Origin of the sequence: Arthrobacter sp. ISL-65 (assembly GCF_018613795.1) — a bacterium.
Classification (GTDB): Bacteria; Actinomycetota; Actinomycetes; order Actinomycetales; family Micrococcaceae; genus Arthrobacter.
In genome coordinates, this window is the sequence record NZ_JAGGPN010000020.1 from 67,285 (window position 1) to 82,312 (window position 15,028).

Below are 15,028 nucleotides of genomic sequence, written 5' to 3' on the forward strand. Positions count from 1 at the left end.
CGCTCAGCGCGTTACCCGGACAGGGAGCAGGACACTAAAGTGGGCTCATGAGTGCGCTGCGGCGCACCAGGGTGCCGGCCAGCGGCATCCCGTACGCCAAGGGGTGACGGCCGTGCAGAACGACGCCAACGAAATGGGCGCCAGCATCGACTGGCCGGCCCTGGAGGCCGCCGCGCTCGACGCCATGAAGGCCGCCTACGCGCCCTATTCGAACTTTCCCGTGGGTGCCGCGGCCGTCACGGCGGACGGCCGGATCGTGAGCGGCTGCAACGTGGAGAATGCCAGCTACGGCCTGACGCTGTGCGCCGAGTGCGTCCTCGTGGGAAACCTGCAGATGACCGGCGGCGGCCTGCTGCGGGCCTTCTGCTGCGTGGACGGCGGCGGCAACGTGCTCATGCCCTGCGGACGCTGCCGGCAGCTGCTGTACGAGTTCCGGGCGCCCGGCATGGAGGTCATGACGACGCGCGGGATCAAGACCATGGACCAAGTGCTGCCCGACGCATTTGGCCCCGAACACCTGGAGGGAACCCGGTGACCCAGAGGACCGAGGCGTTCGACGCCGTCGATATCATCCGGACCAAGCGCGACAAGGGGGCGCTGAGCCCCGAGCAGATTGACTGGACCATCGACGCGTATACCCGTGGCGTCATCGCGGAGGAGCAGATGGCCGCCCTGAACATGGCCATCCTGCTCAACGGCATGGACCGTGCGGAGATCGCGCAGTGGACCGCGGCGATGATCGCCTCCGGGGAGCGGATGGACTTCTCCGGCCTCCGGCGGCCCGACGGCAGCGTGAAGGTAACCACCGACAAACACTCCACGGGCGGAGTGGGGGACAAGATCACCCTGCCGCTGGCGCCCCTCGTAGCCGTCTTCGGAGTGGCAGTGCCGCAGCTGTCCGGTCGCGGGCTGGGCCACACCGGCGGCACGCTGGACAAACTCGAGTCCATTCCTGGCTGGCGCGCGGCCCTGAGTAACGACGAAATGCTGGCCCAGCTCCAGGAGGTGGGCGCGGTGATCTGCGCCGCCGGACCAGGGCTCGCCCCTGCGGACAAGAAGCTCTATGCACTCCGCGACGTCACGGGCACCGTCGAGTCCATCCCGTTGCTTGCCTCGTCGATCATGAGCAAGAAGATCGCCGAGGGCACGGGCTCGCTGGTGCTGGACGTCAAGGTGGGCAGCGGGGCGTTCATGAAGGACGAGGCCGGCGCACGCGAACTGGCGGAGACCATGGTGGCGCTCGGCAAGGACTCCGGCGTGGAAACCGTGGCCCTGCTAACCAACATGGGCACACCGCTTGGGCTCACCGCGGGCAACGCCATCGAAGTGGAGGAATCCGTTGAGGTCCTCGCCGGCGGCGGCCCGGCCGACGTGGTCGAACTGACGGTGAGCCTCGCGGAGGAAATGCTGCGGTGCGCCGGTGTTCCCGACGCCGATCCGGCCGCGGCACTCAAAGACGGCAGGGCCATGGACGTCTGGAACCGGATGATCGAGGCCCAGGGCGGGGACCCGCGGGCGAAGCTGCCGGTGGCCCGGGAATCTGAAACCATCTACGCGCCCGCCGACGGAGTCCTCGTGGAGCTCGACGCGTTCGCCGTGGGTGTGTCGGCCTGGCGGCTCGGCGCCGGGAGGGCCCGGAAGGAAGACGCAGTGCAGGCCGCCGCGGGCGTCCGCATGCACGCCAAGCCTGGCGCAACTGTGCGTGCCGGCGAACCGCTGATGACCCTGTTGACGGACACGCCTGAGAAGTTTACCCGGGCCAAGGAAGCGCTTGAACACGCCGTCACCATCGCACCGGTTGGCTCCAGGCCTGCCCAGCAGCTCATCATCGACCGCATCGCCTGACCGTGCAGGCCATCAATGACTTCATCCTGGCCGCCGCCGGGCAGCCCTGGGTGCTTTTCATAGTCCTGGCCTGTTGCGTCATCGACGGCTTCTTCCCGCCCATTCCCAGTGAATCGGTGGTGGTGGGGCTGGCAGCCGTGGCCGCGACGGCGGACGTCCCCAACCCGTGGCTGCTCGCCGCCGTGGCAGGACTGGGCGCCTTCACCGGCGACAACGCAGCCTACCTCATCGGCCGGAGCGTGGGCACGCAGCGCTGGGGGTGGATGCGTGGGCCGCGGATGCAGCGGGCATTCCGGTGGGCCGGGCGCGAGCTGCGCAAGCGGCCGGCGTCGCTGATCCTCGTGGCGCGGTTCGTCCCCATCGGCAGGGTGGCGGTCAACCTGACCGCCGGAGCCACGCATTATTCCCATCCGCGCTTCATCGGGCTGACTGTGCTTTCCGCCACCCTCTGGGCCTCGTATTCCGTGGCCATCGGGCTGTTCTTCGGCCAGTGGTTCGAGGAGAACCACCTGCTGGGGGCCGTGATCGCCATTGTTTGCGCCATTGTGCTGGGCATCCTGGTGGACCTCGGCATCAACCGGCTGCGGGGCCGCATTCAGGATCCGCTCCAGGAACGTTGACTTTCCAATCAAGGCGTAGCGGACTATCCTCCGGCCGTGCGACACTAAAGAGCGATTTGCGTCACTTCCTGTCCTGTTATATTGCCGAGGAGCAACACCCGCGTGGAGTTTATTAATGAGGCCGTGCTCCATGCAGCGGGGCAGTGGTGGATTTATCCCGTTCTCCTCATGTTCTTCTTCGTTGACGGGTTCGCGATGGTGGTCCCCAGCGAGACGCTCATCGTGGCGCTGGCGGCCTTTTCCCGGCACAGCGGGGAGCCCAACCTGTGGATCCTCGGCCTGACTGCCCTGACCGGCGCCATGGCCGGCGACAACATGGCCTACATGCTGGGCCGGAAGATCGGCCTGGAGCGCTGGAAGTGGATGCGCCGGCCCAGGGTGCAGAAAGTCTTCGGCTGGGCGCGCTACGAACTGGAGAAGCGCGGCGCCGTGCTGATCTTCACGGCGCGCTACATCCCGTGGGGACGCGTGGCGGTGAACTACGTCGCCGGCACCACCGGATACCCGCACCGCCGGTTCTTCCTGCTGGACGCCCTGGCCTGCTTCACGTGGGTGGGTTATTCGATCGGGATCGGCCTCGTCGCCAGCTCTTTTCCGTGGCTACACAGCAACCCGCTGCTGGGCGCCGGCATCGCCGTCGTGTTCGCCATCCTGCTGGGCATCATCATTGACCACGCCCTGCGCTGGTGGCACAAGCGGCTCGGCCGCAATGATGCCGCCGCTGCGCCGGAGGAGAGCCGGGCGGCGGAACAGGGCAACGTCCCGGAAAAGACCAGCCGCGTGGCTTAGGGCCGTTGCTTAGCAGCACGGCTGAGCGGCCTTTCAGTCCGCCTGTCGCCATGCAGCGCGCGCGTTGGCATTGCCGCCCGTGCAACCCTAGAGTTGGTACGTGACTGAGCCAATCGTTGACGCCGCCCCTGCCCTTGACTTCGACCTGAAGAGCCTGCCCAAGGTATCCCTTCACGACCACCTGGACGGCGGCCTGCGCCCTGCCACCATCATCGAGCTGGCGGAGGCCGTGGGGCACGCCCTCCCGTCGACAGACCCGACCGCGCTGGGCGAATGGTTCCGCGAATCCGCCGACTCCGGCTCGCTGGTCCGCTACCTTGAGACGTTCGACCACACGGTCGCCGTCATGCAGACGAAGGAAGGCCTGTTCCGCGTCGCCAAGGAGTTCGTGGAGGATCTGGCGGACGACGGCGTGGTGTACGGCGAAGTGCGCTGGGCACCTGAGCAGCACCTCCAGAACGGACTGACGCTGGACGAGGCTGTCGAAGCCGTCCAGGAAGGTCTCGAAGCCGGCGTGGATGCCGTGGCCGAGACCGGCCGCGAGATCCAGGTGGGCCAGCTGATCACGGCCATGCGGCACGCCGACCGCGGTCAGGAGATCGCCGAACTCGCCGTCCGGCACCGCGACAAGGGCGCTGTAGGGTTCGACATCGCCGGCGCCGAAGACGGCTTCCTGCCCTCGCGCTTCCGGGACGCCTTCACGTACTTGGCTGAAAACAACTTCCCGGCCACGGTGCACGCCGGCGAAGCCGCCGGACTGGACAGCATCCAGTCCGCCCTGGTTGACGGCCGCGCGCTGCGCCTGGGCCACGGTGTGCGCATCGCCGAGGACATCATGGTGGAGTTCGACGAGGACGACGCCGACGACGAGGACAGCGACAACATCGGCCTGGTCACCCTCGGCAACCTGTCCAGCTGGATCCGCGACCGCGGCATCGCCCTGGAAATCTGCCCGTCCTCCAACCTGCAGACCGGCGCGGTTGCCGGCTTTGGAGAGGGCATCGAAAGCCACCCGCTGGACATGCTGTACCAGCTGGGCTTCAACGTAACCATCAACACGGACAACCGCCTCATGAGCGGCGTGACACTTACCGACGAGTTCGAGCTCCTGGTGGAGACCTTCGACTACGACCTCGACGACCTGCTGGAACTCACGCTCAACGCAGCCGAAGCGTCCTTCCTGCCCCTGGAGGAAAAGGAAGCCCTCGTGGAGTACATCAACGACGCGTACGGCGACCTTGGCTGAAATCCGTGAACCCGCCAGTGAAACGGCGGACCTGCTGGGTGGGACCACGGCAGCAGGGGTCCCCGACCGAGCTTGCGAGGTGGGGGACCTGCTGGGTGGGACCACGGCAGCAGGGGTCCCCGACCGAGCTTGCGAGGTGGGGGAGCTGCTGGGGAGGATCGCCGCCCTCCGCGAGCACTGCCCCTGGATGGGCGCCCTGACTCACGAGTCGCTCGTGGAGTACCTGCTGGAGGAGGCCTATGAAGTGGCCGAGACCATCGAGACGGGTGCGGACGAGGCTGAACTGAAAGGCGAGCTGGGCGATGTGCTGCTCCAGGTGGTGCTGCACGCCCGGCTCGCCGAGGAACGAGGCGTGTTCGGCTTCGGCGACGTCGCCCGCGGCCTCACCCAGAAGATGATCCGCCGCAACCCCCACGTGTTTCGTCCGGACGGATCCCTCCAGGACTCCTTTCCCGCCACGGTGGAGGAGATCGTGCTCAAGTGGGACGCCGTGAAAAAGGCCGAAAGCCCACAGCGCAGCACGCCGTTCGAAGGCATCCCGGCGGCTCTGCCCGCGTTGGCCCGGGCCCAGAAAACCCTTGACCGGGCCGAGCGGGCCGGGCTGCAAGCCCCGTTGGTTGAACGAACCCCGGTGGTTGAACGAACCCCGTTGGTTGAGCTTGTGGAAACCTCTCTGGCCGAAACAATAGAAACCGAAGCCGAACTCGGCGAGCTGCTGCTCGCCGTCGTCCATTCAGCCCGGAACAGGGGGTTCGACGCCGAACGCGCCCTCCGCGGGGCCGTCCGGCGATACCAGAACCGCCACCCGGAGACTTCCGCGCCCGGATCATGACGTCCGGGTTCTGGATAGGTTTCCGTAACGTGCACCACTCTCGACTACGCTAGTCACTGACGAGGACGTCGAGATTTTTTCCCCTAAAGTCCCCAGTAAATCGCCCACAAGGAGCACATCCATGGCGCTTATCGATGCCATCCACGCCCGCGAGATCCTCGATTCCCGTGGCAACCCCACCGTCGAAGTTGAAGTTCTCCTCTCCGACGGCCAGATCGGCCGCGCTGCCGTTCCGTCCGGTGCGTCCACCGGTGAGCATGAAGCCGTTGAACTGCGCGATGGCGACAAGGGCCGCTACCTCGGCAAGGGTGTCCAGAAGGCCGTTGACGCCGTCATCGACCAGATCGCACCGGCCCTGACCGGCTTTGACGCCACCGACCAGCGCAGCATCGACCAGGCCATGATCGACCTGGACGGCACCGCCAACAAGGCCAAGCTGGGCGCCAACGCCATCCTCGGTGTCTCCCTGGCGGTCGCCAACGCCGCGGCAGCTTCCGCTGATCTGCCGCTGTACAAGTACCTGGGCGGCCCGAACGCCCACGTCCTGCCCGTTCCGCTGATGAACATCCTCAACGGTGGCTCGCACGCGGATTCCGACGTCGACATCCAGGAATTCATGATCGCCCCCATCGGCGCCGAGACCTTCTCCGAGGGCCTGCGCTGGGGCGTCGAGGTTTACCACAACCTCAAGTCCGTGCTGCAGCAGAAGGGCCTCTCCACCGGCCTTGGCGACGAGGGCGGCTTCGCCCCGAACCTGCCGTCCAACCGCGCTGCCCTGGACCTGATCCAGGAAGCCATCAAGAACGCCGGCTACACCCCGGGCACCGACATTGCCCTGGCCCTGGACGTCGCCTCCTCCGAGTTCTTCAAGGACGGTGCCTACCAGTTCGAAGGCAAGGCCCTGAGCGCCGCCGAGATGAGCGCCTACTACGCCGAACTCGTTGCCGACTACCCGCTGGTTTCCATCGAGGACCCGCTGGACGAGAACGACTGGGAAGGCTGGAAGATCCTCACCGACACCATCGGTGACAAGGTCCAGCTGGTGGGCGACGACCTGTTCGTCACCAACCCCGAGCGCCTGCAGCAGGGCATCGACGCCGCCACGGCCAACTCCCTGCTGGTCAAGGTCAACCAGATCGGCTCGCTGACCGAAACCCTGGACGCCGTTTCCCTGGCCCAGCGCTCCGGTTACACCACCATCACCTCGCACCGCTCCGGCGAAACCGAGGACACCACGATCGCCGACATCGCCGTTGCCACCAACGCCGGACAGATCAAGACCGGCGCCCCGGCCCGCTCCGAGCGCGTTGCCAAGTACAACCAGCTGCTGCGCATTGAAGAGGAACTCGACGACGCCGCACGCTACGCCGGCCGCAGCGCGTTCCCGCGTTTCAAGGCCTAGTAGCCAAAGAAACAGCTGACCGGTGGCTATGGTGGAAAGACCATAGCCACCGGTTTTGTTTTAGGCGCCCACACGTTACAGGAGTGTCATGGCTACCCGCCGTCCCAAAGTTCCCAGGGTGACCCCACCAGCACAGCAGCCCTCCGCCGGCTCTGCCGGGGGAGACGTCATCCAGGCGGACTTCCGCGGCCCCCGCTCGGCGCAGGCCACCCACGAAGCCGGAACGGGAACGGGACACGAGGCCAAGGCCGCGGGCAGGGCCAACGGCGCTGGTATCCAATCTGGCGTTGCTGCCAAGACTGGCACGGGTTCCAGGGGCGCCACGGGCGCGAGTACCACAGGCGCCGGTGCGAAGGGCTCAGGTACGAAGGGCAGCGGTTCAGTCGCTGGCACTGCCCCAAAAGCTGGCGCGGGCACCAAGGCTGGCGCCGGAAAGACAGGCAGCAGCCGCGGAAAGTCCGGATCATCCGCCGTCACCGCCGGGGAAGGCAACCTCGACCCCGTTCCTGCCAAGGCGTTCTCCGGCCGCATGCTGGCGCTGGCCGTGGTGATGGTTGCCATCACCATCATGCTGGCCCCCACCGTGAAGATCTTCATCGACAAGCGGGCAGAAATCGCGGCCCTGGAGTCGGACATCTCGGACAGCAAGGCAGAACAGGACAACCTCAAACGGCAGGTCTCGCGCTGGCAGGATCCCAACTACGTCAAGCAGCAGGCACGCGACCGCATTAACATGGTTATGCCGGGTGAGACCGGCTACTGGGTTTTCGGCAGCGACCTGCCGGCCGGCGCATCAGGCAGCCAGCCCAGTGCAGCAGAAACACAAGACCCCGCCGACGTGCCCTGGGTGGATTCCCTCTGGGAGTCGATCAGGCGCTCGGCAACAGACTAGGAGCGGCGCCCGCCGCGGGACTGCCTACCGGAATTTCGGGGCAGCCAGATCCGGGCAGGAAGGACGGCCACGCCAGTGGACGACAACACGGCAACCGCCCCCGGTGACGCCAGGCAGCCATCAGCACAGGACCTCGATGTGCTCAGCCGCCAGCTGGGGAGGCCGGTGCGCGACGTTGTGGAAATCCCGGCGCGCTGCGTCTGCGGGAACCCGCTTGTGGCCGCAACATCCCCGCGCCTCAGCAACGGAACTCCCTTCCCCACCACGTTCTACCTGACGCACCCCGTCATCACGTCAGCGGTCTCCCGGCTTGAAGCCGGCGGCCTCATGAACGACATGAATGACCGGCTTGCCGTCGACGAGTCCCTGGCAGCCTCCTACCAAGCGGCGCATGAGGCATACCTGGCTGCCCGCGCCGCCATCGGGGCACGGTCGGGGATCGGCGACGTCCCGGAGATCGACGGCGTCTCCGCCGGCGGCATGCCCACCCGAGTCAAGTGCCTGCACGTCCTGGTGGGACACTCGCTGGCCGCCGGTGCGGGCGTGAATCCGCTGGGCGACGAAGCCATTGCAGCCATCAGCGAATGGTGGACCGCCGACCGCTGCTACTGCGAGGGTGCATGGGACACGGCCGGCGAGACGCCGTCCAGGGACCTCAGCCGCCACGGGCCGCAGGGGCTGCCGGATATCGTCGGCCGGCCGGCGCCCGTCCGCAAATCCAAGACGGAAGCAACCACGACGGAGGAAGGCGCATGACCCGGGTGGCCGCCATCGACTGCGGAACCAACTCCATCCGCCTGCTCATCGCCGACATTGACCGCAGCAACGGCACCACGAAGCTCACCGACGTCGTGCGTGAAATGCGCGTGGTGCGGCTCGGCCAGGGCGTGGACGCCACCGGGGAACTGGCGCCCGAAGCGCTGGAACGAACCTTCGCAGCCACGGCCGACTACGCGGCGCTCATCCGCGAGTACCAGGCCCAGAAAGTCCGGTTCGTGGCCACCTCGGCCAGCCGGGACGCCCGGAACCGCCAGGTGTTCGTGGACGGCATCCAGAACCTCATTGGGGTGGAGCCCGAGGTGATCACCGGCCACGAGGAAGCCGCGCTTTCCTTCGCCGGCGCCAGCAGCGTGCTCCCCATTTCGGCAGAGGACAAGGTCCTGGTGGTGGACCTGGGCGGCGGCAGCACGGAGTTTGTGCTCGGCGATGCCAGCGGCGTGATCGCTGCAAGGTCCGTGGATATCGGCTGCGTCAGGCTCACCGAACGCCACCTCACGTCGGACCCGCCCACGGCGGAGCAGATCGCCGCCGCGGAGGCCGACGTCGACGCCGCCATCGCCGAAGCGCGACTGGACGTTCCGCTCGAGCGCAGCACCGCCGTCGTCGGGGTTGCCGGCTCTATCACCACCATCACTGCGCACGCGCTCAGGCTGCCCGAATACCTGCCGGGGGCCATCCACGGCGCAGAACTGTCCATCTCCGCTGTCCAGGCCGCGGCCACCGATCTGCTGCAGATGACGCGGGCGCAGCGGGCGGAACTGCCGTACATGCACCCCGGCCGGGTGGACGTCATCGGCGCCGGCGCGCTGGTCTGGCGGCGCATCCTTACCCGCATGGGCGAGCTCAGCGGCGGCCGCATAATTACGGCCACCGCCAGTGAGCACGATATTCTGGACGGAATTGCCCTGAGTGCCGAGGCACCGAGTTAACCGAAAATTGGATTCTGAATGACCAGAGCAACAGCCCGGCTTCGCCGGACGGTCTCGGCCCTTCTGTCCGCGGTGCTTGCCGGTGGCATCGCCGCGTCCGCCGTCGCCACCGCACCGGCCGCGCAGGCCGATTCCTGGCGGGACAAGGAGTACTGGCTCAAGGAAGCCGGCATCACCAAGGCCTGGGAAGTCTCCAAAGGCGCCAACGTGAAGGTCGCTGTGATCGACAGCGGCGTGGACGGAAGCCATCCCGACCTCAAGGGCGTGCTGGCCGGCGGCCATGACGTCTCCGGTGCCGGCGCCCCCGACGGCGAGAAGAGCATCGGTGCCAAGCCCGAGCACGGCACACTCGTGGCCACCATGCTTGCGGGCCGCGGGCACCAGGCGCCGAAGAAGACGTCGGCCAACGCCAAGCCCTCCCAGAACGCCACCGCGACGGCATCCAAAGCCATGCCGGACGGCATTATCGGCGTGGCGCCCGAGGCGCAGATCCTCTCCGTATCCACTTGGCTGGGATCGGCCAACCCTGGCGGCAAGAGCGACCAGGACCAGATCCCGGAGGCTGTGCGCTGGGCGGTGGACAGTGGCGCAAAGGTCATCAACATTTCGCTGGGCAGCACGTCGCCGGAGTGGCCGCAAAGCTGGGACGCCGCCTTTCTGTACGCCGAGCAGAAGGACGTGGTCATCGTGGCCGCGGCCGGTAACCGCGTCGGCGGCAACGTGCAGGTGGGGGCTCCGGCCACCATCCCCGGCGTGCTGACCGTTGCGGGCCTGGACCGGACCGGGCAGGCGAGCACCGATTCCTCCTCCCAGGGCATCAGCATCGGCGTGGCCGCGCCGGCGGAGAAGCTCGCCGGCGGACTGCCCGGCGGCAGCTACGCGGAATGGGCCGGCACGTCCGGTGCCACCCCCATCGTCTCCGGCGTTGCGGCGCTGATCCGCTCCAAGTGGCCGGAGATGAGTGCCAAGCAGGTCATCAACAGGATCGTCTCCACCGCCAAGGACGAGGGCACGCCGGGCAAGGACCCGCTGTACGGCTTCGGGGTCCTCAATGCGGAGGCGGCGCTCAAGGACGATGTGGCCGAAACGAAGGCCAACCCGCTGGGTTCCATCGCGGAGTGGATCCGTGTCCACCGGCGCGGGAACTTTGCCACTCCCGCGCCCGAGCCGACGGCAGGGGTGCCCACCCCGCACGCCACGCTGCCCAAGGCGACCGTGCCGGTCGCCGTGCCGCCGTCACAGCTGGACAGTGCGTTGCCGGCGGCAGTGGTCATTGGGTTCGGCGCGCTCTTCATAGCCATTATTGTGGCGGGTGCTGTCCAGTTGCGGCGGGCCTACCGTGCGTCGGGCGGGGGAGTGGAAGAGCCGGAGACTGGCGCGGTGACGAGGGTGGATCCGGCAGACCGGCCAAGTTAGTGAAGATTTTCACAAAGTACTGTATTCTGGAGTTATGGCAACCACCCCACAGCTCCAGGATCGTCCGCGTGTGCTCGTCGTCGGCGGCGGGTACGTCGGCCTCTACGTAGCCCTCAAACTGCAGAAGAAGATCGCGAACGCAGGCGGCATCGTCACTGTCGTCGATCCGCTGCCCTACATGACTTACCAGCCCTTCCTGCCGGAAGTTGCGGGCGGCAACATCGAGGCCCGCCACGCAGTGGTCTCGCACCGCCAGCACCTCAAGCAGAGCGAGCTCATCCAGGGCCGCGTCGTCTCCATTGACCACGCCAACCGCACGGCCGTGGTTGCCCCGGCTGACGGCGGCGCCAACTTCGAGATGCCGTACTTCGACGTCGTGCTTTCCGCCGGCGCCATCACCCGCACGTTCCCCATCAAGGGCCTGGCGGACAAGGGCATCGGCCTGAAGACCATCGAGGAAGCCGTTGCGCTGCGCAACAAGGTCCTTGACCGCATCGAGGTCGGCTCCACCATGACAGACCCCGCCGAACGCGCCCGCGCCCTGACCTTCGTGGTGGTGGGTGGCGGCTTCGCCGGCATCGAGTGCATCACCGAAATGGAAGACCTCGCCCGCGCTGCGGTGAAGAACAACCCGCGCATCAAGCAGGAGGAAGTCCGCTTCGTCCTCGTAGAGGCCATGGGCCGCATCATGCCCGAGGTCACCGCGAAGCAGGCCGAATGGGTTGTGGAGCACCTCCGCAGCCGCGGGATCGAGGTCCTGCTGAACACGTCGCTGGACAACGCCGAGGGCGCCCTCAAACTCATCAACCTGCCGGACAAGACGCTGGCCCAGGAATTCGAGTCCGACACCCTCGTGTGGACCGCCGGTGTCCAGGCCAACCCGATGGTCCGCTCCACCGATTTCCCGCTGGAACCCCGCGGCCGCGTCCGCGTCCTGCCGGATCTGCGCATCTCGGGCGACGAAGGCATCATCGACAACGCCTGGGCTGCCGGTGACATCGCCGCGGTTCCCGACCTGACGGGCGCTGGCCTGCCGGACGGCACCTGCGTTCCCAACGCCCAGCACGCGCTGCGCCAGGCCAAGCGCCTGGCCAAGAACCTGTGGGCTTCCCGCTGGGACAAGCCGCTCGTCGACTACAAGCACAAGAACCTCGGTGCTGTGGCCGGCTTCGGCGAGTGGAAGGGTGTTGCCAACATCAACCTCCTCGGCCGCATCGGGCTCAAGGGCCCTCTCGCCTGGCTGGCCCACCGCGGTTACCACGGCATGGCCATGCCGACGTTCGAGCGCAAGTTCCGCGTGATCTTCAACTGGATCCTGAGCTTCTTCGCGGGCCGCGACACCACCCAGCTGCTGGACCTGGACAACCCGCGCGGCGCTTTCGTGGCCGCCGCCACCCCGGCGCCCAAGCCCGCAGCCGCGGCTCCTGCCGCACCGGTGCCGGCTGGGAAGGCTCCGGCCGACAAGCCTGCGGACCCGGCCCAGGGCGGCGCCAAGGACCCTGTCAAGGCTGAAGCCAAGTAAGTCCCCACCGCCTCCCTCGCTTCGCTCCGCTCAGCCAGGGAACCCTCGGCGGCGGTGGCCCCGCAAAAATAACGAAAGCGGCCGTTCCCTTCAAGGGGGAACGGCCGCTTTCGCGTTTCCCTGGGGCGGTTCCACCGGTGGGGGAGCCCTCCCCGACACGGCAGGGTGCACACATAGACTGGCTCCATGACGGGTGAAAAGAACCTCCAAACGCTCCTTGCCTCGATGCGTCCGGTACTCCGGGAAGGGGAGTACGTCTACGCTCTTTGGCCGCACGGCAAGCCGCTGGCGGGGCACATCGAAGCCGCCGTCCGGGAAGCCGAGGGGCTCACGGTGGTCCTGCCCCGGGCCGAAGCGGATGCGCTGGAGCTGCCCTACGATTTCGTCGCGGCCTGGGTCACTCTGGAGGTCCACTCGGCATTGGAAGCGGTGGGCCTGACCGCGGCGGTCAGCAGGGCGCTGACCCAGGCCCGGATCAGCTGCAACATGCTCGCAGGCTTCCACCACGACCATATCCTGGTGCCGGTGGGTGACTCCGCCCGGGCGCTGGAGGTCCTGTCTGAGCTCTCGGCCGCCAACGCCCCCGAGCCCGAACCGGTGCGGGAAGTGGTGCTCCGCAGCGAGCAGCCCGGGGACCGCGACGCGGTCCTTGCCCTGACCGCCGAAGCCTTTGCCGTTTCACCGGTCACCGGACTGCCCGTGGACGGGGAGCCTGTTGAGGTCAGGGTGCTCCGCGAGCTGTTCGTCGCCGAGGAGTACCTGCCGGAGTTCAGCATCGTCGCCGAACTGGACGGCGAAATCGTCGGGCATGTAATCAGCACCCGCGCGTGGGTGGAGGACCTCAAGCTGCTGGGGCTCGGGCCCATTGGCGTAACGCCCCGGCTGCAGCGCCACGGTATCGGCTCGGCGCTGATGCGCGAAACTGTCGTCCGTGCCAATGCCGCGGGGGAGAAGGGCATCGCGCTGCTCGGAAGCACCGACTATTACCCCCGGTTCGGCTTCGTCCCGGCGTCGTCCCTGGGCATCGAGGCGCCGGACAGGAAATGGGGCGACCACTTCCAGCTGCTGCCCCTCGCTCTGTGGCCTGGCGGGGTCCACGGCACATTCCGGTACGCGGGGCCCTTGGCCGCCGTCTGAGGCGATACGATTGACCGGGCGCCCCAGTAGCCCAATTGGCAGAGGCAGCGGACTTAAAATCCGCGTGTTGTGGGTTCGAGTCCCACCTGGGGTACAACTTTTCTCCTCCGCGTCGCCGGTGTTCCAATATGCAACGAGTGTTATGAGGATGTGACCTTAGTCACTTATTTTCACGCCCGAATTGCACTAGCTTGAACTTAACTCAGGAACCCCTGACCAAAATCGCATCAAAGGCCGTTCGCACCTTTCGATCGAGGAGACTCTAAATGATTTCACTCCCCCAGACGGCGCCACGGGTCGCTAAGCTCACAGTGCTTAGCATCGGCGTCGCCCTTCTGGCCACGGCTTGCGGTGGCGGTTCCACCCCGAGCGCGACAGAATCCTCCGCAGCGGCCGGCGGCATCGCGTGCCCTGCACCCAGTGATACGGCCGGGGCGTCCAGCACCGCCACCGAGGCCGGCGCCGTGCCGGCAGCAACAACAACCACCCCCACTCCGCTGAAAATCGGATCGCTTCTGCCGACGACGGGGTCGCTGGCGTTCCTTGGCCCGCCCGAGATCGCAGGCGTTAACCTCGGCATCAAGGAAATCAATGCCGTTGGTGGCGTGCTCGGCAAGCCCGTCCAGGTGGTCCACCGCGACTCGGGCGACACCAAGACCGACATCGCCACCCAGTCGACTACGGCTCTGCTGGGCCAGGGCGTCAGCGCCGTCATCGGGGCGGCCTCCTCAGGCGTGTCAAAGACGGTCATCAACCAGATCACCGGAGCCGGTGTTCTGCAGTTTTCGCCGGCCAACACTTCTCCGGACTTCACCACCTGGGACGACAAGGGCTTGTACTGGCGTACGGCTCCTTCTGACGTCCTGCAGGGTCAAGTCCTGGGTAACTACATGGCCACCTGCGGCGCCCAGACGCTGGGCATGATGGTCTTGAACGACGCCTACGGCACCGGCCTGCAGAAGAACGTGAAGGCGGCCTTCACCTCTGCCGGGGGCCAGGTCGTAGCTGAGCAGCTCTACAACACCGGCGATTCGCAGTTCAGCAGCCAGGTTGATGCGCTCGTAGCGGCTAAGCCGGACGCCATCGCACTCATCACCTTCGATGAAGCCAAGAGCATCATTCCGCTGCTCACGGGCAAGGGCATCAAGCCGGAACAGCTGTTCCTCGTTGACGGAAACCTTTTCGACTACAGCAAGGACTTTAAAGCCGGCACGCTCAAGGGTGCCCGCGGAACGCAGCCCGGGACCTTTGCCAAGGAAGATTTCAAGAAGTCACTCCTTGCACTTGACCCCGCCCTCCGAACGTTCAACTATGCAGGCGAGGCCTATGACGCAGTCAACATGACCGCGCTTGCCGCAGAGGCGGCAAAGAGCACAAAGGGAACGGACATCGCCAAGCAGCTCAAGGCAGTCTCCGAAGGCGGCGAGAAGTGCAACACCTTCCCGTCCTGCATCACGCTGCTCCGCAATGGCAAGGACATCGACTACGACGGCCAGTCCGGTCCGATCACGTTCTCGGATGCCGGCGACCCCACGGAAGCCTACATCGGCATCTACCAGTATGACGACACAAACAAGCCCCAGCCCGCGAAAGAGGAGTTCGGCAAGCTGTAAGCCTG

General features: G+C 66.7%; 14 protein-coding genes and 1 tRNA gene. All 15 read left to right on the forward strand.

Annotation, left to right across the window (positions count from 1 at the left end; all coding sequences use genetic code 11):
• Positions 1-133 precede the first annotated feature (133 nt).
• On the forward strand, positions 134-535 hold the full coding sequence (locus tag J7I85_RS08660; protein ID WP_214851197.1) for a cytidine deaminase: 402 nt from the start codon (positions 134-136) through the stop codon (positions 533-535).
• Complete coding sequence (locus tag J7I85_RS08665) at positions 532-1,845, forward strand: thymidine phosphorylase (protein ID WP_214849946.1); 1,314 nt, start codon at positions 532-534, stop codon at positions 1,843-1,845. The genes J7I85_RS08660 and J7I85_RS08665 overlap by 4 nt, the downstream gene beginning before the upstream one ends.
• A gap of 2 nt (positions 1,846-1,847) precedes the next feature.
• Complete coding sequence (locus J7I85_RS08670) at positions 1,848-2,465, forward strand: DedA family protein (protein WP_214849948.1); 618 nt, start codon at positions 1,848-1,850, stop codon at positions 2,463-2,465.
• A 102-nt stretch (positions 2,466-2,567) separates the two neighbouring features.
• Positions 2,568-3,254, forward strand: coding sequence for a DedA family protein (locus J7I85_RS08675; protein ID WP_214849950.1), 687 nt, complete (start codon positions 2,568-2,570; stop codon positions 3,252-3,254).
• Between the two features lie 100 nt (positions 3,255-3,354).
• Entirely contained in the window at positions 3,355-4,500 is a 1,146-nt protein-coding gene (locus J7I85_RS08680) for an adenosine deaminase (protein WP_214849952.1), read from the forward strand.
• Between the two features lie 187 nt (positions 4,501-4,687).
• A complete protein-coding gene (locus J7I85_RS08685; protein ID WP_251024132.1) occupies positions 4,688-5,332 on the forward strand; it encodes a MazG nucleotide pyrophosphohydrolase domain-containing protein in 645 nt (214 codons plus the stop codon).
• Between the two features lie 121 nt (positions 5,333-5,453).
• Complete coding sequence (eno, locus tag J7I85_RS08690; protein WP_214849955.1) at positions 5,454-6,734, forward strand: phosphopyruvate hydratase; 1,281 nt, start codon at positions 5,454-5,456, stop codon at positions 6,732-6,734.
• 88 nt (positions 6,735-6,822) lie between these two features.
• Positions 6,823-7,626: a septum formation initiator family protein gene (locus J7I85_RS08695; protein ID WP_214849958.1), complete on the forward strand. Its 804-nt coding sequence runs from the start codon at positions 6,823-6,825 to the stop codon at positions 7,624-7,626.
• Between the two features lie 75 nt (positions 7,627-7,701).
• A complete protein-coding gene (locus J7I85_RS08700) occupies positions 7,702-8,382 on the forward strand; it encodes a DUF501 domain-containing protein (RefSeq protein ID WP_214849961.1) in 681 nt (226 codons plus the stop codon).
• Positions 8,379-9,335, forward strand: a complete 957-nt coding sequence (locus J7I85_RS08705) for a Ppx/GppA phosphatase family protein (RefSeq protein ID WP_214849964.1) — start codon at positions 8,379-8,381, stop codon at positions 9,333-9,335. The genes J7I85_RS08700 and J7I85_RS08705 overlap by 4 nt, the downstream gene beginning before the upstream one ends.
• A gap of 18 nt (positions 9,336-9,353) precedes the next feature.
• A complete protein-coding gene (locus J7I85_RS08710; RefSeq protein WP_214849967.1) occupies positions 9,354-10,751 on the forward strand; it encodes a S8 family serine peptidase in 1,398 nt (465 codons plus the stop codon).
• 34 nt (positions 10,752-10,785) lie between these two features.
• A complete protein-coding gene (locus J7I85_RS08715) occupies positions 10,786-12,273 on the forward strand; it encodes an NAD(P)/FAD-dependent oxidoreductase (RefSeq protein ID WP_214849977.1) in 1,488 nt (495 codons plus the stop codon).
• 186 nt (positions 12,274-12,459) lie between these two features.
• Positions 12,460-13,410, forward strand: coding sequence for an N-acetyltransferase (locus tag J7I85_RS08720; protein WP_214849988.1), 951 nt, complete (start codon positions 12,460-12,462; stop codon positions 13,408-13,410).
• A gap of 20 nt (positions 13,411-13,430) precedes the next feature.
• Positions 13,431-13,504: transfer RNA gene (locus J7I85_RS08725), tRNA-Leu, on the forward strand.
• Between the two features lie 172 nt (positions 13,505-13,676).
• A complete protein-coding gene (locus tag J7I85_RS08730; protein WP_214849992.1) occupies positions 13,677-15,023 on the forward strand; it encodes an ABC transporter substrate-binding protein in 1,347 nt (448 codons plus the stop codon).
• Positions 15,024-15,028 lie beyond the last annotated feature (5 nt).